Origin of the sequence: Streptomyces sp. NPDC088261, from assembly GCF_044740805.1 — a bacterium.
Lineage (GTDB): Bacteria > Actinomycetota > Actinomycetes > Streptomycetales > Streptomycetaceae > Streptomyces.
In genome coordinates this window covers 181,354-201,678 of sequence record NZ_JBIURL010000001.1, presented here as the reverse complement: position 1 = coordinate 201,678, position 20,325 = coordinate 181,354, and the positions used below count along the sequence as shown (strand labels likewise).

General features: G+C 67.2%; 15 protein-coding genes and 1 tRNA gene. 11 read left to right on the top strand and 5 right to left on the bottom strand.

The window, feature by feature from the left end; translation table 11 throughout:
• Nucleotides 1-22: 22 nt before the first annotated feature.
• Nucleotides 23-214, bottom strand: coding sequence for a hypothetical protein (locus ACIODU_RS00895; protein WP_401762373.1), 192 nt, complete (start codon nt 212-214; stop codon nt 23-25).
• Nucleotides 215-225: 11 nt separating this feature from the next.
• A complete protein-coding gene (locus ACIODU_RS00890; RefSeq protein WP_401762371.1) occupies nt 226-1,077 on the bottom strand; it encodes a helix-turn-helix domain-containing protein in 852 nt (283 codons plus the stop codon).
• A gap of 290 nt (nt 1,078-1,367) precedes the next feature.
• Between ACIODU_RS00890 and ACIODU_RS00885 the strand changes: the two genes are divergently transcribed.
• The 5 genes from ACIODU_RS00885 (at nt 1,368) to ACIODU_RS00865 (ending at nt 7,267) form a co-directional block, all read left to right on the top strand.
• Nucleotides 1,368-2,021 carry an ATP-binding protein gene (locus ACIODU_RS00885; protein ID WP_401762368.1) on the top strand — a complete coding sequence of 218 codons (654 nt, stop codon included), beginning with the start codon at nt 1,368-1,370 and terminating at the stop codon, nt 2,019-2,021.
• Nucleotides 2,022-2,311: 290 nt separating this feature from the next.
• Nucleotides 2,312-3,088 carry a class I SAM-dependent methyltransferase gene (locus ACIODU_RS00880; RefSeq protein ID WP_401762365.1) on the top strand — a complete coding sequence of 259 codons (777 nt, stop codon included), beginning with the start codon at nt 2,312-2,314 and terminating at the stop codon, nt 3,086-3,088.
• Between the two features lie 5 nt (nt 3,089-3,093).
• The gene (locus ACIODU_RS00875) at nt 3,094-5,736 is read left to right on the top strand and encodes an SUMF1/EgtB/PvdO family nonheme iron enzyme (RefSeq protein WP_401762363.1); all 2,643 of its coding nucleotides are present in this window, start codon (nt 3,094-3,096) and stop codon (nt 5,734-5,736) included.
• Nucleotides 5,733-5,993 (top strand): hypothetical protein, encoded by a 261-nt coding sequence (locus ACIODU_RS00870; RefSeq protein ID WP_401762360.1) that lies wholly within the window; start codon nt 5,733-5,735, stop codon nt 5,991-5,993. Before ACIODU_RS00875 ends, ACIODU_RS00870 begins: the two co-directional genes overlap by 4 nt.
• Nucleotides 5,990-7,267 carry a hypothetical protein gene (locus tag ACIODU_RS00865; protein ID WP_401762358.1) on the top strand — a complete coding sequence of 426 codons (1,278 nt, stop codon included), beginning with the start codon at nt 5,990-5,992 and terminating at the stop codon, nt 7,265-7,267. Before ACIODU_RS00870 ends, ACIODU_RS00865 begins: the two co-directional genes overlap by 4 nt.
• Nucleotides 7,268-7,372: 105 nt before the next feature.
• Here ACIODU_RS00865 and ACIODU_RS00860 read toward each other — a convergent pair whose 3' ends face one another.
• On the bottom strand, nt 7,373-8,131 hold the full coding sequence (locus tag ACIODU_RS00860; RefSeq protein WP_401762355.1) for a hypothetical protein: 759 nt from the start codon (nt 8,129-8,131) through the stop codon (nt 7,373-7,375).
• Between the two features lie 235 nt (nt 8,132-8,366).
• Here ACIODU_RS00860 and ACIODU_RS00855 point away from each other — a divergent pair, with 235 nt between their 5' ends.
• The 6 genes from ACIODU_RS00855 to ACIODU_RS00830 all read left to right on the top strand — a co-directional run bounded on the left by ACIODU_RS00855 (nt 8,367) and on the right by ACIODU_RS00830 (nt 18,262).
• Complete coding sequence (locus tag ACIODU_RS00855; RefSeq protein ID WP_401762352.1) at nt 8,367-10,784, top strand: AAA family ATPase; 2,418 nt, start codon at nt 8,367-8,369, stop codon at nt 10,782-10,784.
• Nucleotides 10,781-11,173: a hypothetical protein gene (locus tag ACIODU_RS00850; protein ID WP_401762350.1), complete on the top strand. Its 393-nt coding sequence runs from the start codon at nt 10,781-10,783 to the stop codon at nt 11,171-11,173. The genes ACIODU_RS00855 and ACIODU_RS00850 overlap by 4 nt, the downstream gene beginning before the upstream one ends.
• 73 nt (nt 11,174-11,246) lie before the next feature.
• On the top strand, nt 11,247-12,884 hold the full coding sequence (locus tag ACIODU_RS00845) for a hypothetical protein (RefSeq protein ID WP_401762348.1): 1,638 nt from the start codon (nt 11,247-11,249) through the stop codon (nt 12,882-12,884).
• A 69-nt stretch (nt 12,885-12,953) separates the two neighbouring features.
• A complete protein-coding gene (locus ACIODU_RS00840) occupies nt 12,954-14,855 on the top strand; it encodes a DUF4357 domain-containing protein (protein WP_401762346.1) in 1,902 nt (633 codons plus the stop codon).
• Nucleotides 14,852-16,078, top strand: coding sequence for an McrC family protein (locus ACIODU_RS00835; protein WP_401762344.1), 1,227 nt, complete (start codon nt 14,852-14,854; stop codon nt 16,076-16,078). Before ACIODU_RS00840 ends, ACIODU_RS00835 begins: the two co-directional genes overlap by 4 nt.
• 42 nt (nt 16,079-16,120) lie before the next feature.
• Nucleotides 16,121-18,262: a UvrD-helicase domain-containing protein gene (locus tag ACIODU_RS00830; protein WP_401762342.1), complete on the top strand. Its 2,142-nt coding sequence runs from the start codon at nt 16,121-16,123 to the stop codon at nt 18,260-18,262.
• 35 nt (nt 18,263-18,297) lie between these two features.
• Here the strand turns inward: ACIODU_RS00830 and ACIODU_RS00825 are convergent, their stop codons facing one another.
• Both ACIODU_RS00825 and ACIODU_RS00820 read right to left on the bottom strand, forming a co-directional pair.
• Nucleotides 18,298-19,956: a class I SAM-dependent DNA methyltransferase gene (locus tag ACIODU_RS00825; RefSeq protein WP_401762339.1), complete on the bottom strand. Its 1,659-nt coding sequence runs from the start codon at nt 19,954-19,956 to the stop codon at nt 18,298-18,300.
• Nucleotides 19,957-20,207: 251 nt separating this feature from the next.
• Nucleotides 20,208-20,281 (bottom strand) — tRNA-Pro (locus tag ACIODU_RS00820).
• Between the last annotated feature and the right edge of the window lie 44 nt (nt 20,282-20,325).

The following is a 20,325-nucleotide window of genomic DNA, read 5'->3' as shown; positions in this document are numbered from 1 at the left end:
CTCGCCGTCCCGCCCGGGGTACCTACAGCAGATGGTCGGCCTTGCCTGCCTTTATCTCTCGGATCAGAGTTCTGAGGGCATCGTGCGTATCCGTGAGATACGCATCTTCCTGACCTGCAACAGCGATGTAGGCATTACCTTCGGAGTCGGTGCCCACGCGGAAGCAGTTGTTGCCCTCTCCGCAGTAGGGGTTCTCCCAATTGATCTGTGGCATGGTCGGACTCCTCATAGATCGCGAATGATGCGGCGGATGAAGTCACGCGATGCCTGCTCCGACAGGCACGCGTCCTCCATCCACTCCAAGTGAGAACGGTACTTGGCGAGTTGCGCGTCGGTGTGCATGAATTCCGGCCCGTGCGCGGAGTCGAGTTGCACCGTGTCGAGCTGCGGCACGACTCCCTCCGAGTAGAGAAGGGCGTGTCCGGCGCCCGGGAAGCTGCCGCGTTCTACCGGCACTATGCGGAGGATGACCGTATCGCGTTCACTCGCTTTGAGTAGAGCGTCGAGTTGACCCCTGGTCGCCTCACGGCCACCGAAGAGCATGCGCAGGGCGGCCTCGTGGACGTAGCCCACGTAGTGGACGGGTTCTTCACGGTTCAGTACACGTTGTCGGTCCATCCGATGCGCCACACGTAGCTCGATCTCCAGCCGTGAGAGCGCGGGCAGGACCGCTGCGAAGACGCTGCGGGCGTAGTCCTCGGTCTGGAGAAGCCCCGGCACGTGGACGGCCTGGGTCGTCTGGATCCGAGCTGAATGCCATTCCAGCTCGACGATGTCCAGCAGGCCAGGTGACAGCCTGCCCCGGTACTCGTCCCACCAGTTGGGTTGCGGAGGCTCGGCGAGTTCCAGCAGGGCGGCCAGGTATCGGCTGTCCGTGCACTCGCAGTGGGTGGCCAGAGTGCGCAGACGGTCCGGGCTGATGTTGCGGACCCCCGACTCGATGTTCGAGATCTTGCCCCGGTCGACACCGAGCAGGCCGGCGGCGTACTCGGCCGTCATGCCCGCTGTGGTCCGCATTTTCCGGATCTCGGCGCCAAGTCGCCTCTGCCGCTGCGTGGGTGTCGTGCGTGGGGGCATCGAGAGCCTTCCTGTCTGATCCGTAAGCCAGTCTGCCGGGCATCGACCGACCGGTCCATGGTGGTTAAGTTCCACCTTAGTGGTGGCGCATGTGAGACCCCTGCTCTACCGTAAGTGATGCGAAGTTCACACACGGCGAACTTGAAGCGCATCGCGTGAGCCTGCCCGCGCCCTCCTGCCCTGGGAGGGGCGGGCTCGCGCCAGGGAGACAGGCCACTGCCCGCTGTGTGCCGTAGGTGTTCATGCCTCACGTAACAAGTCCAACCAGCCCACCAGCGAGCGGAGTTGTCATGCCGGAAAACGAATCCACCACCGCGTCGGCCGCGAACGGTCCGGTCGGAGGTGTGTCCGCCGGGCCTGTACCTGTCGGCGGCCCCGCCACCCTCAGCCCCGTAGCCGCGTCCGGCCGCAGCCCGCGTCTCGATGCCGTACCGCCCGGCCCCGCCAGGGCGTTCGCGGCGTTTTCGCCGTACGCGGTCCCGCAGTACAGCCAGTGCCCCCCGCCGCCTCCGGACCTCGGGGAGCCGGGGCCGCAGAATCTTCGGTACGGGCTCACGCTGCCCTCCGCCGTCGCCACACCCGCCGTCGCGATCGAGGCGGCGGAGGCCATTCTCGACGCGCACGACGCGGAGGACGAGCTGATCGAGCCGGTGTTGCTCCTCGTGGGTGAACTGGTCGTCTACGCGTGCCGGTTCACCGGTGCCGGGGAGCAGATCCATCTCTCGCTCTGTGGGACGGAGGAGGCCCTCCAGGTCGCGGTGTACGACACCCATGCCGCCCACCGGCACCGCCTCATGGCCGCCGCCTGTGACAGCCTGCGCGTGGCCGCGCTCGCGGCGGTCCCCGAACTGGTGAAAGCCCACCACGGCACCTGGGGCTTCGGCGCCGGCTACCAGTCCGGCGGCGGAACGTGCACCTGGGCCGCGCTCCAGCCGGCTTCCTAAGGCAGGGCGCCCGGGAGGTCGCGGCGCTCAGCCGCACCCCAACCCGCCGCGCCGCCCTGACCAGTCGTATCGAGTTGTCGCCGTGGCCGGCCGAAGCGCGCGGACCACCCCGCCGTGGGGGTCGCGCGCGCTCCGGCCCGACGCCGACCTTGATCAACGGCGAAAAGCCCCGGACCGGTCAAAACGGCGCGGCATGGCGGGATCAGTGCATCACGCCATGTCACGGGTGCTTGTCGAGCGGTAGCCTGGGCGAGACCGTGGACGACCGGTAGTGGGGCGTGGGGGGGACAGTGGACCAGCGGGACGTCGCAGGGCACTACGCGGAGATCGCCGCCGAATACGACGAACATTGGGTGTACGGGCCGACCTATGTCCCCTGGATGTCCGCGCGCATCGCCGAGGCGCTGTCCCTCTCTTCCGCAGACCGGATCGCCGACATCGGGAGCGGCACCGGGTTGTTCGCGCGGGAGGTGTCGCGCGTCGTCCGTCCCGAGCGGCCCATCCTGTGTGTGGACCCGTCAGAAGCGATGCTGCGACGGATCAGCGCGCGGCCCTCGCCCTTCCTGACGCCGGTTCTAGCTTCTGCCGAAGACGTTGCCGACATGCGTACGACGTTGCCTTACGACGAGCTGGACGCCGTGTGGCTGAAAGAGTCCGTGCACCATGTGGCCGATCCCGGTGCCACTCTCCGGGGCCTGGCCCAACGTCTCTCCCCCGAAGGGCGTTTGCTCGTGGTGATGCTGCCGACCACGATCCAATACCCACTGTTCCGGGCGGCTCTTGACCGCTTCGAAGAGTTGCAGCCCGACCCTGCGGACATCACCGGACACATGGAGCGCAGCGGCGTGGAGGCGCAGCTCTTCCACGTGGAGCACGAGTTGCGCCTTGACCGCGACAAGTACTTCGCGATGGTGCGGGCTCGTTACATGTCGCTGCTTTCCACTTTCAGCGACAGTGAGATCGAGAAGGGAATCGAGGAGATGCGAGCCGCGCATCCTGAGCCGGTCCTTGTGTTCCCCGACCGTTTCGCCTTTGTGCTGGGCGTGCAGCAGGGTGGGGAGCGTTGAGTACGGTGGTGGACGAGCGGCTACAGCGGCTCCGTAGCGAACTCGACGATCACTCGCGGATCGCCGACCGTCTCGGTCTCGATCTCGAACGCCCCTTACGCAGCCTCAACGATGGCTATCCGGAGAACGCCGTCGCCCTCATCGGCAAACTGACGGAGAAGCTGCTCAAGGAGCTGTGGCGGCATCACGGTGTCGAGGGTGATCCATCGAGCAAGGCTCTCAACGACCTGGTCAAAGGCTGCCGTCCGCATATTCGCAGCACCACGGTACTGAACGCACTGGACGATATTCGGCGCCTGCGCAACCGATCCACGCACGACGGTTACGACGTCTCCGACGAGGACGGCCTGCTGGCCATACGCCGACTTGTCGATGTACTGGTCTGGTTCACGAACACCGGCAGTTCAGCTCTTCTCGGCAACGAGCCTCATATGGCCCCGGAAGTCGCTGGTCGTTGCGAATTCCTTTCCGGCCTGTACGTGACCCTCGGCTATCGCCAGGCGAAGCGCTTCGTGCTCTCGCCGGACACGGTGTATCTGCTTTTCTGCCGTGAGTCCGGAATGCGCCTGGAGTACATAGAGTTGATGCTCTCCCGGGACGCCGATGATTTGCGTACCGTTCTCACCTCCAGCGACGGTGAGTTGCTCCGCACGCGCCTGCCGAAACTCACCCGGTTCGTCGTACTGGAGGAAGACCGCAACGGCAACCAGCTGCCCGACCTGCTCCGTCAGCTGCTCGGCCAGGACTGCCGAATGGTCCGCTACGAGAGCTTCATCGACACTCTCATCGACCTTGGCGTCCACCTCGACGCCAGCACCTTCACGGTCGCCGCCGATGCCCAGGAACTCGTCACGGCCAGCGTTCTCTCGATCGATCCCCGTACCGGGGACGCCCGGATCGAGGCTGCGGAGGATGCCGCCTCCCTTCTCGCCCGTACGGCGCAGGGCCACGCCAACGTCCTTGTCACCGGTCGGCCGGGCAGCGGGAAGAGTACTCTCCTGCGCAAGCTTGCCGCAGACTCCGGTACCCGACGATTCCGCTTCTACTTCGACCTGGGCTTGAAACCGAAGGAAGAGCCCTTCCCTGAATACGTGGCGCGCCTACTGGCACCGTGTATGGTGGCGGATCGCTCCCGCGCGTACGACCTGTTCCTCTACCTGATCCGATCCGGCTCGGCGTTATGTGTCCTGGACGCGGTCGACGAAGGCGTCGATGAGGCCAGCCCCCACGGTTTCCTGCGGCTATTCGCTGACCTCGCGCCAGTACTCTCCGCCGAGTCCGCCGTGGTGATGAGTTCCAGGGTTTCCTTTCTCGCCGACTCCCCCCAGATCCGCCAGCTTCTGGACAGCGGCGCGGCACGATCCGAGCAACTGGTCGAGCAGATGTACGCCAATGGCGTCGACCCGGCCCGGGTGCCGCACTTCCACCTCGTACGGCTCACGGAGCCCGACGCCACTCTGTTGGAGAAACAGCTGACGGCGTCCCTCCAACTGCCTTCCGCACAGCCTCTCGACGCGCTGCTGGGCGCACACATCACGAGAATCCTCTCGAGCCAGGGCCGTACGGCTGTCGAAGGTCGTCTCGCCGAGACCTTCGGACGGGACTTTCTCGCGGACCGGGGCGCTTTCTCCGTTCTGGACCTGCACCGTCATCTGGGCTCCGGCGCTTTCACAGACGGACGCCTGGACCTCGATTCCTCGGTGCTCGCGCCATTGCTCAGACCTGCGGGGCCGGACCGGGCAGCGTTCGCGCACACGGCTTACCAGGAATTGCTCGCCGCGCGGTACCTTGCCACGCCGGAGGGGCTCGAAGAGGCGGCAGACATGCCCGGCGGCGCCTTCATCACCGAACAGGTGCGAGCCTTCCTCGCTCGTCTATCCATGGACGCCTTTACCGACAACTGTGTGGTACCCGCTGGGGTCTACCTCGTAGGGCCCGCCGAACGGCTTCTGCTGCGCCGCGTACGGCGTCCCGTCCGCTTCGACCGCCACGCCGTCACGGTCGGCCGCTATCGCCGCTTCCTCGACGCACTACTGCCCGACGGAAGCTCCCGCTGGGACCACCCCGATCAGCCTGCCAACGTCACACACCTGCCATGGACGGACCGGCTTCGCGAAGCTGATTACTACGTCGATCCGCGCTACACCGATTTTCCCGCCATCTGCGTCAGCTGGTGGAGCGCCTTCGCCTTCGCAGCCTTCGAGGGCAAGCGTCTGCCCACGGCCCTCGAGTGGGAAGCTGCCGCACGTGGTTCGGACGGCCGTCTCTTCCCCTGGGGAGACGATGCCGATGGCGCACCGATCAACTGCGCCGACACGTGGGTTGGTCACCCCGTGGTGACCTTCCACGCCTGGCAGAAGGAGTTCGCGCGACAGGCTCTCCGTACGGCGTGGGTCACACCGGTGGACGAGCGGCCGGCCAACCGCTCCCCGTATGGCATCGAGGACATGGCCGGCAATGTCTGGGAGTGGACCTCAACGAGCCTCGGCGACCCCGGAGAAGCGGTCCTCTGCGGCGGCAGCTACGACAATCCGATGCGCGCGGTGCAAACGAGCAGCAAGGGGATCTACCGCAAACGCGGCGGGAGTAACGCCGTCGGCTTCCGGTGCGTGCGGGACGCCGACGAATCGGAGGTGGAAGCCTCATGAACCATGCCCGACACGGGATCATCGTCGACCGCAGGCCCACAGGGGGTGGACTGACGGGCGCGGTCGGCGCCTTCATCGTCCAGGACGAGGAGGATGGCCGCTATTACACCTTTGACTACACGGCCATCGTGACAGAGGGCTTCCGTACGATCCGGACCGGCGAACGCATCCGCTTCCACACAGTTGCCGAGCGTCCGGGCCGTGCGGAGTTCGTCATCCGGCTGGACCAACCCGATCCGGCCGAGTACTACCAATGACGGATGACCCAGAGACCGTCACGGGAGCGCGCCAGGCCCTCACCGTCGTACTTCCCGTGCGGCTGGTGCGTACCCCGGACTGGGCAGAGGGTCCCTTCCCCTTCGAACTGGGCAACAGGCGAACCGATGCGGCCACCCGCGCGACGTATTTCGCACCCGCGTCGGCCCGCGTTCTCTATGGTTCACCCGGGCGCCCCTGCCGTTGGTACAAGCAGGTGTCGGTCGACCACGGCGGACTGCGTCTGCACGGTATGGAACTGCTGCGGACAGCTACGGCCCGGTACGAGGATCACGCTCTCGCGGTCCTGCACTTCACTGTCGCCAGACCGCTGCTTCCCCTGTTACGAGCCATCGGCCGCCGCCCCGCTGCCGAACCAGACCCTCTCATGGGCCCGTTCGCGCCGGAACTGCTCCTCGCCGGGATCGCCGAAGTCAGGGGTGGCACGGATACGTTCGCGATCGCCCGCCCGTACACCATCGCCTTCCTGACTCCCAGGGCCCAGCACACTCCGGTGCTCCGGGCGGATCCCCTGGCCGGCCTTCCCCCGGCCGCCGACCGGTGGCTCTGGCACCTGGCCTCTCGATCGACCATGGCGGACTTCCCGCTGGCGCCCGAGATCGCGGCGGATCAGTTCGGTCAGGCCATCCGCATTTCAGCCGACTGGAGTGCCCTGGTGCTGCGACACGGCGCCGCCTTTCTCGGACATCGTGCCGACAGAGGTGACGGCGACTTCTACGATTTCGGGGCGCTGCACGCCCGTACCATCTACCTGGATGCCTTGCTGCTCGGTTCCCTCCAGCGTGACCACATCGACGAACTCACCGATGAGCTTTCCGAAGTGTTCGACGGAGCGCGGCTGGCCCGCAGGGTGGCGGCTCTGGAGCGGAACATCGCACACTTCCGCAGCACTTACTGGCGTCAGCACCTGACCGCTCATGGTCCCGCCAACGAATTGCTCCTCGCCTTTCAGGCACAGCACCGACTGCCGGTCCGCTTCGCCGAGATCCTGGCAGAAGCCGCAGACAACAGCCGGCTCGTCCAGACACAGGAGAGCCAGCAGATCAGCGGCGCCCTCGGCGTTCTCACCATCCTCGGCCTTCCCCTCGGCTCGGCGCTCGGCATCCTCCAGGTTCTGGGTGACGAATCCCTGACCCATCTCCTCATCGCTCTGGGTCTCTCCGTGGCCGCCACCGCCGCTGCTCTCACCACGTCCTACGGCCGCTTGGTCCTCTCGTCCCTGCGCGGCGGCGCCGGACATGACCGACCTCTTTGACCCACTTCACCGGGACGGGCGCCCTCCGCCGTACTCGATGAAGCGAGTCCGTCACCGGAGGACGGCCGGCACCACATCGAGATGCCGCGCGCCCGCGCGGCCCGGCTATGCCAGGTCGTCGCGGCGCTCGGCCGCGCAGCGACACCACAAGTCATAGGCGCGCCGTACCTCGGCGACGGTTTCCCGGGCGAAGCCCTCGTCGGAGAAGGAACGATCGGACAGACGCGTCACCGCGGCCACGATGTGCGTGGAGATGAGGTCGGTGCGGCGGGCGTGGACGGCGGCGCGCTCGGCGGCGGTCCGGTCCCGCACCTCCATCATGTCGGTCAGGGTGCCGTACCCCGGCTGCTCGCTGTCGTAGAGGGAGGGGATCCGGGGGAGAGCGCCTGAGGTGAGCCGGGGAACGGACGTGGACTCCTCGGCCGACACGTCGGCGTCATGAGCGTGCGGACCCTCATTGCCGGACTCGTCCTGGCCCAGGATCCGGTTCACCACCCGGCGATTCGCCTCGGAGGCCGCCACCCTGGCTGCCAAAGCCTCCAGTTCGGCGAACAGTTCGGGCACCACGCCGGCGTCCGTGCCGTCTCCTCCGAGACGCTCCTCCAGCTCCTTCGCGATCTCCTCGCCCCGGTCGGACACCTCATCGAGCACGCTGTTGCACACGCCGATCTCATCGAACGCGCGCTGGGCAGTGCTCAGTGCCAGTTCGATGAGCCGGCCAGGCTCACCCGCCAGCTTCTGCGCATGGTCGAGTAGACCGCGCATGTGTACACGGGCTGTTTCCAGCGGGTCGTGCTCCTCGCCAGACACCGTCTCGTGCCAGGTGTCGTTGTCATCCGTGAAGTCCGGGCTGGTCAGCCGCATCTCTTCATCCCCTCGGTCACACATCAATTGCGCCGTCGCTGCCATGGGTTCGGCAATACAGGCTCTCGTCGCGCCCTCAGCGTCACCCTGGTCAACAATCGTACACGGGTGCGGCTTCTTGAGGATCGAAAGCGTGTTGACAATGCCAACGTGTTCACGCGATGCTTGATGGAGCAACGGCGCTTCCTACCTGTCGCGCCGGCCCTCCGACAGCACTGGCGCAAGGAGCACGACCATGACCGATCACCCGCCGACCGCCGACGGTTTCCCTCGGGCGTTCCTCCTCGGCAAGCTGGCCGGCTCCGGACTCGCCCCGGAGGCGCAGGAGATGCTGCGCGAGCTTCTGCCCGACGCGCCGCCCGAGAGTGCGCGGCCGCCCTGTCCCGTGTATCTGAGCTCGATCACCGCGGCCGGATGGCGCGGTATCGGCCCCGCCACCACGCTCCACCTGCGGCCGGGGCCGGGGCTGACCCTGGTCGAGGGGCGGAACGGCTCGGGCAAGTCGAGCTTCGCCGAGGCCGCCGAGATGGCGCTGACGGGCGAGAACGCGCGCTGGAACGACCGTCCTGCGATCTGGCGGAAGAGCTGGCGCAACCTGCACGACAGCCCGGCCCCCGAGGTGTCGGTCGAGCTGGCCCTCGGCGCCCCGGGCGAGTCGGGCGGACCCGGCGAACTGGTGACCGTACGCCGTACCTGGCACGGTCCCGGGACGGACGAGTCCCGTACGACGGTGGAGTCCGCCGACGCCGCCCTGCCCGTACGGGAGCTGGATGAGGTGATCGATCCGCAGGCGCTGGAGCTGTACCGGCCGTTCCTTCCGTACAGCGAGCTCGGTGCGACCATCAACGGACCGCTCAGCGGACTGCACGACGTGATCGCCCGGATTCTGGGGCTCGAAGCGCTCCGCGACAGCGAGAAGAAAATTCTTGCTCTCGGCAAGTCCCTTGCCGACATCCGCAAGCGGCACGTCGACCTGACCGCCTCCGTCGTGACCGAACTGTCGGTGCTCGACGATCCCCGGGCCGTCGCGGCGACGGCGGCGATCCAGGGCCGTACGCCCGATCTGGACCAGGTACGCGCACTGCTGAAGGGGCATGCCGACGCCGACCGGGGAGCGGTGGCCGTACTCCGGCAGACGGCCGGGCTGGACGGTCCTGATCTCGTGGAGGTCAACGGAGCCGTCGCCCGGCTCCGGGCCGCCGCCGCGGTGGCGGACGACGCGCGTTACGGCTCCGCCGAGAACGCGCGCCAGCTGGCCGGACTGCTGGAGAGCGCTCTTGAGCACCGTCGCCGCCACCCGGGGAGTACCGACTGCCCGCTGTGCGGCAGCGAGAACCGCCTCGACCTCACCTGGGCGGCCGGTGCGAGGGAGCAGATCGAGCGGCTTCAGGCCGAAGCCGCCGACGCCGAAGCGGCCCGTACCGGGCTGGGCGGGGCCCTGCGGGCCGTTCACGACCTCGTACAGCCGGTGCCGCTCTGGCTTCAGGCCGCCGCGACTCCGCTCGGTGAGCTCTGGCGCGACTGGGCCCTCAGCCGAGGGGTTACGGAGCCCTGGGAGCTGGCGGACCGGGTGGAGCGTCTCACGGCCGTCCTGGACCAGGCCGTGCGTCAGGAACGTACGGAAGCCGCCGCCCGGCTCGCCGCGTACGACGGTCACTGGCAGGCCATGACCGTACGGCTCGCGGAATGGCTGGCAGGCGCGGAAGCGGCCGAAGCCGCGACCCCTCAGCTCCGGCACGCGAAGGCCGCGTCCCAGTGGCTCAGGAAGGTGACCGACGAACTGCGCGACGAGCGTCTCAAGCCGTTCGCCGATCAGTCGCAGGCGGTGTGGGGGTTGCTCTGCGAGCGCAGCAGCGTTTCGCTCGGCGCCGTGAGCCTGGCCGGCAGCGCCCATATGCGGAAGGTGGTGCTCGACGTTTCCGTGGACGATATCGGCGCGCCCGCGTTCAGCGTGATGAGCCAGGGCGAGTTGCACTCCCTGGCACTCTCCCTGTTCGTCCCGCGCGCCACGCACGGCGACAGCCCCTTCGGGTTCCTGGTGATCGACGATCCGGTGCAGTCCATGGATCCCGAGAAGGTCGAGGGACTGGCCAAGGTCCTCGACCTTTACGCCCGGAGCCGGCAGGTCATCGTCTTCACGCACGACACCCGGCTGCGCCGGGCGATCGAGCACCTGAACATCTCCGCGACGGTCATGGAGGTCTCGCGCCAGACGGACTCCGTCGTACGGGTCGAGCAGAGCGGTAACCCGATCGAGCGGGCCCTGAAGAACGTGCGGGATCTCGCCAGGGACACCCATCTCCCGCAGGACGTCGCCCACCATGTCCTGCCCGCGATGTGCAGGGTCGTCCTGGAAGCCGCCTACCTGGAAGCCGCCCGGCGCCGCCTGCGCGGCAGGTGGGACGAACTGCTCGCCCTGGAGACGAAGATCGGCAAGGCACACCGGCTCGTCGAGGTCGCGCGTCTCGTCCACTACCCCGATCGGCCGATCGGGGAGGTTCCCGACGCGATCGCGGGGGACCACGGCGAGTGGGCTCGTGTCCTCATCCGCCAGTGCAACACAGGCAGCCATCAGGAACTCCCTTCCGAGGTCGACCGGTTGGACCTGGTCGCCCGCACCGAGCGGCTCGCGCAGGCGGTGCTGGGACGATGACGCCCACCCTCGGCGACCGTACCGGCGACGCCCTCGTGACCGCCGCCGACCGTCTGCTGAGTCCGGCCGCGGGAGTCACGTACACGATCGCCCCCGGACTCCGGGCCCGCGCGGCCGCCATGCTGCTCCGCATGGCGCTCGAGCAGGCACTGGACGACATCTGGCGGAGCATCACCCCGCGTATGACGTACAGCGCGCGCAGCAGGATGCTCTGCCTGGAGTGGTACGTCACCCCCTCCGTGGCCCGCCAGTGCTATGCCGTCTGGTCCGCACTCAGCGAGGCGTGCCATCACCACCTCTACGAGCTGCCGCCCACCCCGGCGGAAGTACGCGCGTGGCACCAGGACGTCAGTGAATTGTTGCGGGTTCTGCCGCGCGCCCGGCTCTGACACACTCTTCACCCCCCCACAGCGCCGTGCACAGTCCTATGACCCGAGCAGCAACCGGAGAGAGGCAAGCTCTGTGGAGACCCGCCGTTATCGCATGGTCGTCGCCAGCGGACTCGACTACGTCAAGACCGGCGCCCAGGTCGACGATCAGTTGCGGCGCTGGCTGCGTGAGCCGCCGAAGGGCTACGACATCGACGCGTTCGCCGACGGGCGCAACGAGATCGCCGACGGTGTCACCCTCGACCATGACTCGGCGACCGGGGCGAGTGGTTCGTACGGACGCTGGCGGCTGCGCGAGACGTCCTCAGCGGGGACCTGGCAGACGACGACTCTGATCCGGCAGGTGGGCGACGGGCCCACGTGGGTCCACCTGGACGTGGAACACCTTCCGCATGACCCCGAGGCCAGGCCTGTCCCCGCCAAGACGCCTCGCCTGGCCAAGAGTCTGCTCGGGGTCCTGGACGCGCGGGACGGACACGCCGATGTCACCGCCGATCCACGGGTCGTCGAGACCGAGGACGTCGATGACGTGATCGACGAGTTGTGCGACGGGAACCGTCGCCTGCCTGTTGTCGTCGCCAGCACCCCATACGGGGTCGACTTCGACAGTTGGCTCGAACAGACGGTGGACCCGCTGTTTCGCCCACTGGCAGGGCTCGCGGTCCTCTACGTCTTGGCACCCGAGGCCGAGGTCCGGTTCAACCGGGCCATGGAATACCACCGGGTCTTCGGCGGCGGTGTGCGTACCTATCTGCCGGGAGTCGATCCGGCATGGGCGGCGGACGGCCAGCGGCACCGTGTGATGTCCCGCCGGCTGATCACGGAGGACCCTCGACGGGCGAGCCGCATTCTGGTCCAGTTTCCACAGAGTCTGGCGACCCGCGTTCCCCTGCCCGCCGAACTTGACTCGGTTCCGGTGATGCGGACCAGGGTCAAGAACGAGACGGGGACGTCCGAACTCGACCGTCTGCGGGACGAGAACCACGCGCTGTCGGCGATCCTGGACGAAGCCGGTCACGAGCAGCGTGTCCGCGCCGATGAGATCCGCGATCTGAAGCGGGCCCTGGAGGAGGCGGGGGTCAACGAGACGCAGCTTTTTGTGGACTACGACGAGCAGTACAAGGACTTGCACAAGGCGCGGGCGCAAGTACGCCTTCTCCAACAGCGGTTGATCACCCTGGGCGCGGCGGAGGCCGCGTATACCCCGGACGACAGCCCCTCCGCCGAACCGACAAGTTTCGCGGAGATCCTCGACAGGATCGCGGAGATGGAGCACGTGCGCTTCACCGGTGTCCGGAAGATCACCCTGGAACTCGACGATCAGGCGTACGGCTCCTCGTGGGTGCGTATGACCTGGGACGCACTGCTGGCGCTGCGGGACTTCGCCGACGCGGCGGCGAAGGGCCAGGTCAACTGCGACTTCAAGCAGTGGTGCGCCGACGCCCCTGAGGGAGTGCACGCGATCCCGCCCCGCAAGATCGTGCGGGACGAATCGAAGACGGTGAAGGCGAAGGCCGACTGGCGCAAGGAACGGACCTTCCCCGTCCCTGCGGAGGTGGACGCTCGCCGCAAGCTGTTCATGGGAGCGCATGTGCGTATCGGGGGCGGCAACACGATCGCACCCCGCCTGCACTACTCCGAGGCGACCTGCGCCGATCACGGCATACTCGTCGGCTACATCGGGCCTCATCTGACCAACACCCTTACCTGAGTTGCGAAGACCGGCGGGAGGGACGCTTCGGCCCACCGGTCGGCGGACGGATAGGGTCGGCGGATCTGAATGACCAGTCGGGGAGTGCGTGTGAGCGGCGAGGCAGGGGAGCGTTCCGAAGGCGTCGTACCTCAGCAGTCCCCGGAATTCCGGCTACGGCTCCCGGGGGCGAGCGGCGTCGACCGAGCGCGAGGCGTTCTCTTGGCAGGCGTGGGCACCAACGGCAGCCGCAAGTTCCTGCTACGGGCCGGATCCCCCGCCCGTGATCGTGCGATGCCATCGTTCGCCAGGCATTTCAAGGGCGCCCACCAACGGCGTGAAGAACTGAGGGCCGCCGGTGTCCTCCGTCGCTCCGAGCGCTGGCCGGGTTGGCTTGAGTTGACCGAAGACGTGGAGTGCGGGTCCCCGTCCGCTGCCGCGGAAGTCTTGGTCGGTGCCCCCCGCAACGGCTGGGTCGAGTGGCGTACCGAGTCCGGAGCGCCCCTCTCGGACTTCATGGAAGGTGTCTGGTCGGGACCGGGCCGGGCCTGGCTCGTCCGCGGATCCAACGTGTCCGGCGTCGATCTCGTCCAGCGGCTGTGGCTGCCCGAGGAGCGGGTGTCCCTTCCCGCGGCGCGACTGCGCCCGGACATCGGACAGGGCCCGAGCAAGGAGCGTCTGCGGGCGGTGGTCGAGGAGGACTGGGGCACCACGGCGACCTACAACCAGAAGCTGGAACTCGTCGAGGAACTGCACGCCTTCCTTTCCCGGATGAAGCCCGGTGACACCGTGTGCACGCTGTCCGGAGGGCGGTTCTACATCGGCGAGATCACCGGTCCTGCCGAGCAGACCGCCTCCGACAATGGTCGGTCCAATCTTCGGCGGCCTGTCGAATGGCAGAGCACCAGCCACGCGTTCGACGAGCTGCCCGAAGAGATTCAGCAGAGACTTTCCGTCCAGCACGATGTCGTCGACCTGACCGCCGTACAGCCTCTTCTTGACGGCCTTGGGCGCACCGACGAGGAATTGGCCGACGAGGCGGATTCCCTGACGCATGATCCCAGTGACACGATTCCGGCGCTCGCGGCACGCCGCGAACTCGCACTTCCCGAGCCGGGGCAGCCGCTGGCGGACGAGCTGCTCGTGCATGACGTGGAGTGGCTGCGCGAGATCCGTGAACTCCTCTGGGATGAGCGACAGATAGTGCTCTACGGGCCGCCGGGCACCGGCAAGACGTATCTGGCGCTCAAGCTGGCCGAGTTCCTCGGCGGCGGACCCGAGCAGGTCAAACTTGTGCAGTTCCACCCGTCCTACGCCTACGAGGACTTCTTCGAGGGCTTCCGCCCGCGCGAGGACCCACAGACCCGGGAAGTTGCCTTCCGTCTCACCGCCGGGCCGTTGCGCGAGCTTGCCGACCTGGCGTCCCGCGAGGGGAACCGCCACGTCCCGCACTTCCTGATCATCGACGAGATCAACCGGGCGAACCTCGCCAAGGTCTTCGGTGAGCTGTACTTCCTGCTGGAGTACCGCAACAAGTCCGTACGCCTCACCTACTCCGGCGACGACTTCGCGCTGCCGCCGAACCTCTTCGTCATCGGCACGATGAACACCGCGGACCGCTCGATCGCCCTCGTGGACGCGGCGATGCGCAGGCGCTTCGCCTTTGTCGAGTTGTCGCCCCGAAGCGAGCCGACGAGCGGACTGCTGCGGCGCTGGCTGCACCGACAGGGCGAGGACAGCCGCCCTGCGGACCTGCTGGACGCGCTCAACTCCCGCATCGAGGAGGCCGACTTCCGCATCGGCCCCTCCTACCTGATGAAGAACGGCGTCCATCGTCAGGGCGGGTTGGAACGCGTGTGGCGTACCAAGATCCTTCCCCTGCTGGAGGAGCATCACTACGGTGAGTCCCTCGACATCGAGAGGCGCTACGGGCTCTCCGCTCTGGCCAGGTCCATCGACAACGCCGGGAAGGCGGGCGAATCCGCCCCGTGACATCCGTGGAACTCGTCGAATACGGCGCCGCTGTCACCCTGCCGCTCCCGGACGAGACCGGACGCGCGCTCGCGTCCTCACGAATCGTCGATGCCGTTCCTGATCCCTATCTGCCCGGCAACTGGCGCTTACGGGCCGGTGGCAAGGTCGGCGCCGTCGGGCTTCGGGTGGCGGGACACGCCCCGGTCACGCTGCGCATCACACCCAAGGTGCCGATCGCCCGACTCTTCTTCCTCCTCGGATATGCCACGAATCCCCGGATCCACCGGGACGGGACCGTGGACCTCGCCGAGTACACCGAAGTGCTTCCTGCCCTCGCCCACGCGTACGAGAAGGCTCTTGAGCGGGCCCTGCGACAAGGGGTGTTGCAGGGGTACAGGTATACCGAGGAAGCCGCTCCGGTTCTTCGGGGCCGACTTCGGGAGGCGGAGCAGATCCGCCGTCACCATGGGCGGTCTTTTCCGGCGGAGGTCGCCTATGACGAGTACGGCACCGACATCGCCGAGAACCGTCTGCTGCGCGCCGCCACGGAGAGGATGCTGAGGTTGCCGCGCGTGCCGGCCGACGTACGCCGGAGACTGCGTCACCATCGCGCACGGCTCTCCGAAGCCGGCGCACTGGTACCCGGGCGCCGCGATCTGCCGCAGTGGCGGGCCAGTCGGCTGAACTCCCGCTATCAGCCCGCATTGCGGCTGGCCGAAACCCTGCTGCGCGGTTCGTCCGTTGAACATCTGTCGGGAGATCTGACCGTGGACGGGTTTCTGTTCGACACCCACAAGGTCTTCGAGGACTTCGTCTGTGTCGCCCTGCGTGAGGCGTTGTCGACGTACGGCGGACGAAGCGTCCTTCAGGCCCGCGGGGTGCATCTGGACGAGGGTGAGACCATCCGCATGCGTCCTGATCTCGTGTGGTATGGACATGACGGCCGACCACTAGCTGTTGTGGACGCCAAGTACAAGGCGGAGAGGCCCGAAGGGTTTCCGGACGCCGACCTCTACCAGATGCTTGCCTACTGCACGGCCCTCGGGCTGCCCGAAGGCCACCTCGTCTACGCCAAGGGCCTTGCTTCCGCGCCGGGCGACGGGCCACGAGCCTCGCACCGGGTCCGTCACGCGGCGGTCGTCATCCACCAGCACACGCTGGATCTCGACCGGCCGCCGGACGAACTGCTCGCCTCGGTCGCGGAGCTCGCCCGGCGCGCGGCCGGCCACCCGTACCAGTGATCAACACCGGACCGAACCCGCCCGAGAGGAAGGAACTCCACCATGCCTCAGCTCGCCTTCGCGCACAGCTTCTGGGAGAGCTACGACGTACTGGAGAAGCGCGTCAAGGCCGGGGTCCGCAAGGCGATGGCCAAGTTCCAGCAGCTCTCCGTCGCAGAGCTGTACGCGGACAAGGGCGTCCACCTGGAGATGGTGGAGAAGGCGCGGGACCGGCGTATGCGCACCATCCGGGTCAACGACTTCTGGCGGGGAGTGGTCCTTGCGCCCGACGACGGAAGTGATGTGTTTCTCCTCATCAACGTCGTTCCGCACGACGACGCGTACACCTGGGCGGCCAAGCGTCTCTACACCGTCAACACCGCGACACGGGGGCTCGAAGTCCGGAACGTCGTCGCCATCGAACAGCTGACGCCGGCCCTGGAGAAGGCGGCAGCGCAGGCGCCCGCCCTGCTCTTCGCCGACTACTCCGACCGCGAGCTGTATGGCCTTGGTGTGGACGAACAGGTGTTGCGTGCCGTCCGCACCATCACCGACAAGCCGCAGTTGGAAGCGTTCGGCACGCTCCTGCCCGAGGATCAGTTCGAGGTACTGCAATACCTCGCGGAGGGTTTCTCCGTGAAGGATGTCCACCGGGACGTTGTCGCGGTACGGCGTCCCGAGGACGCCCCGCGCGAGCCTTCCGAAACGCTGGCTACGGTGATCGCCAACACCTCCAGCCGTGTCACGCTGGTCTCGGGCCCCGATGAGCTCGCGGAGATTCTGGCGAAGCCGTTCGCCGCGTGGCGGGTCTTTCTGCACCCGTCCCAGCGCCGGGTGGCGTACCGGGTGTCGTACGGCGGACCGGTCCAGATCACGGGCGGTCCGGGCACGGGCAAGACAGTCGTCGCCCTGCATCGCGTCAAGCACCTGCTGTCGCGTTCATCCGATAGTCGGGTCCTGTTGACCACCTACACCACGGCTCTCGCCGGAACGCTGCGGGAGAACCTCGCGCTGCTGCTCGACGGAGACCCGGAGCTGCTGGCCAGGGTGGATGTGACGACGGTCAACGCGTACGCGCACCGCGTCGCCACCGCGGCCGGCGGGAAGGCTCCGTCCCCGGTGGGGGACAGGGAGGAGCGGCAGATCTGGCGGCAGGTGCGCGAACGACTGGATCTCCCCTGGACCGAGCAGTTCCTGGAACAGGAGTTCCGCCATGTCGTACTCGCGCAGAACATCGAGGGCGCCGACGGGTACCGGCGCGCCGCGCGGCGTGGCAGAGGTGTGGCGTTGCCGCCCGTCAAGCGGGACCAGGTCTGGGCCGCCATCGAGATGTTCCTTTCCGAGTTGAGAGGCCGCGGAGTTTGCACCCATCTCCAGGTGTGTGCGCAGGCCGCGCGCCTCCTCGGCGAGGCCTCTTCCGGCTGTCACTACGACCACGTCGTGGTCGACGAGGCGCAGGATCTGCACCCGGCTCAGTGGAGGGTGCTGAGGGGAGCTGTTGCCGCAGGACCTGACGATCTCTTCATCACGGGCGACCCGCACCAGCGCATCTACGACTCGCGGGTCTCGCTGGGCTCGCTCGGGGTCGCCGTGGCGGGCCGGACCGGACGGCTACGGGTCAACTACCGCAGTACTGAAGAGATCCTCGCCTGGTCCACGAGGCTCATGGACGCCGCCACTGTCGAGGACCTGAGCGGTACGGGTACCGAAAGCCTGGCCGGCTACCGCTCGCTACTGCACGGCAGACAGCCTGATGTCGCCGGTCATCGGACGGAGCAGGCGGAGGTGGCCGCCTTGGTGGAGCGGATCGAGACCTGGACGATGCAGGGCATCCGGCTCCCCGAGATCGCCGTGTGCGCGCGGTTCAACACGACTCTGGACAGGATCAGCGACGGTCTGGAAGCGGCGGGAATCGCCTCGGTCCGGATCAAGGGGAGCGTGGCAACGAACACAGCGGGAGTGCGGCTGGCGACCATGCACGCGATGAAGGGGCTTGAGTTCCGTTGCGTCGCGGTGCTGGGGGTGACCGCCGGCGCGGTGCCGTTCGCGCGGGAGATTACCCCGGTCGAGATCGACCGACCGCAGCACGAGGCGGACACACTGCGGGAAAGGTGCCTGTTGTTCGTCGCGTGCACCCGCGCCAGGGAGGCGCTTCACGTGTCGTGGAACGGCACGGCGAGCAGGTTCCTCCCCGCGCGAGCTTGAAGGGACTCCGGGCGTGTCGATCTCCCCACGGAGTGTCAGCGGTCGGGGGAAGGCGGGGTGAGCGCGCCGTTGGTGAGGCCGTCTCGGGCGAGTGAGGCTGCTTGCTCGCTCAGGTGGGTGACTTCCTTGACCTTCTCCTCGAATTCCTTGAGAGCCCGGAACGCCGCCCCGTACCTGCGTTGTTCGTCAACGTCCATCTGCGGGACCCGCGAACCCTTGGTGTCGAGGCGGTAGGTGCCACTCGCGCTGGTGGAACGGCGGTTGTTGGAGGTACTGAGCAGAAATCCCTGGAGATAGTCGGTGTCGAGCTGATCGCTGTTCGAGGCTGGGCCAGTGTCCCGCACTGTGACGAGTCCGGCTCGCGACAGGTCTGCCAGACTTACGGTGGCGCCGTCCAGTGCCCCTGGTCCTTCTCCGGGTGCGAGCGGCGGCAGCAGCGTTGCCAGCGCGCGCAGGCGCTCCTCGATCTCCCGGCGCAAAGTGTTGTACTCGGCCGGGAAATCCTGGCGGAATTCCTGTACGTAGGCGCCCGGTGTGAAGTCGACCGTATCGTCCAGCAGGCTGATCAGTGGCACGTCCACCACTTGCTCCGGACGCGGATCCAGTGGTCCGTCAGGGTCGTTGGCCGTCAGGTCCACCATGCGCACCGAAGTCGCGCTCCCGGAGGGCGACTCGGGGCGGCGAAGCTGCCACACGTGTACGGGCAGCGCGTGGGACGCCACCATTCCTCCGGGCAGTGCGATCACTTCCGTCAGGATGCCTCTTCGTACCAGCTCGGACCGGATGCGCCGGCCCGCTTTGCGGTAGGCGACAGAAGCGGGCATGACGATCAGGGCCCGACCTCCAGGAGCCGTACGGGAGTAGCAGTGCTGGAGCCAGGCGAGCTCTCCCTCCGCCCGGGACGGCGTTCCCATCTCCCAGCGTGAATCAAGGAGCAGTTCTTCACGTCCCCAGTCCGGGACGGCCACAGGCGGGTCGCAGAGTACGAGATCTGCTCGCAGATCTGACCAGCGATCCTCGCGCAGAGAGTCCGCCGCTTCAACGACCACTTCGGCCATTCCGGCCAGCCGAGCACGCAGTCGTGCCAGATGGGCGGCGTCCGTATCGACCTCTTGGCCCCGACGAACGGGCCCCTCGGACGGACCGGCGGAAAGCAGAAGCGTGCCGATCCCGCATGCCGGATCGAAGATGACAGAGCCGGGGGACACCGGTGGCGCGAAATGGGTGATCGCCTTGACAAGTCGCGGCGAGGTCACATGGTCAGAGCCGGACCTACGTGTCGAGTCGAGGAAGCGCTCGATCAGATGGCCGATCACCTGCTCCGCGGATTCGTCGGCCGCAAGCCGCCTGACCATGTCCGTGAGCCCGGAATTGAGCTGTGAGGCATCGTTGTCAGCGAGCAGGTGCGCGACTTTGACCAGCCCGTTGATCATGTCGTCGCCGAAGTCGCCTCGCAGCGCCTGCCACAACCGGACTTCGTCCGATACCACGTGGCCCTTCTGGTGCTTGGCCAGCCAGGACTGCACTGCTGTGAGTAGGAAGAGGGGAGCGCTCGCCCCACCGCCCGCGGGGTCAGGGAAATCGTCATACCGCCGTCTCCAGTTGGACACAGCAGCCCTGGTCACTCCGGCCAATCTGGCGATCTCTGCACCGGCGACCAAAGGTTCGGAAACAGGGCGGGTATCGTCCTTCATAGCTCCACCGTACACGGCGTTTCTGGCCGATGCACTAGTTAGCATCGTCAACGTGAGCACCTGCTGCTGCGCCAGTCTTGCCATACGGCCAGAGCGGCCAACGCCGACGAGTGAATGCCATGGGTACCGCCGATGGCCGAGGAGATCTACCGGAAGCAGATCCGGCCCGCGAAGTCAGACAGTTGGACACGCGGCAACGGCAGAGAGCCCCTACCGAATCGGTAGAGGCCCTCTGAATTGCTATATGGCTGTCGGGGTGGCGGGATTTGAACCCACGACCTCTTCGTCCCGAACGAAGCGCGCTGCCAAGCTGCGCTACACCCCGATGTCGTCCGTGTGGCGGCGACATCGATTACTTTAGCCCACCGC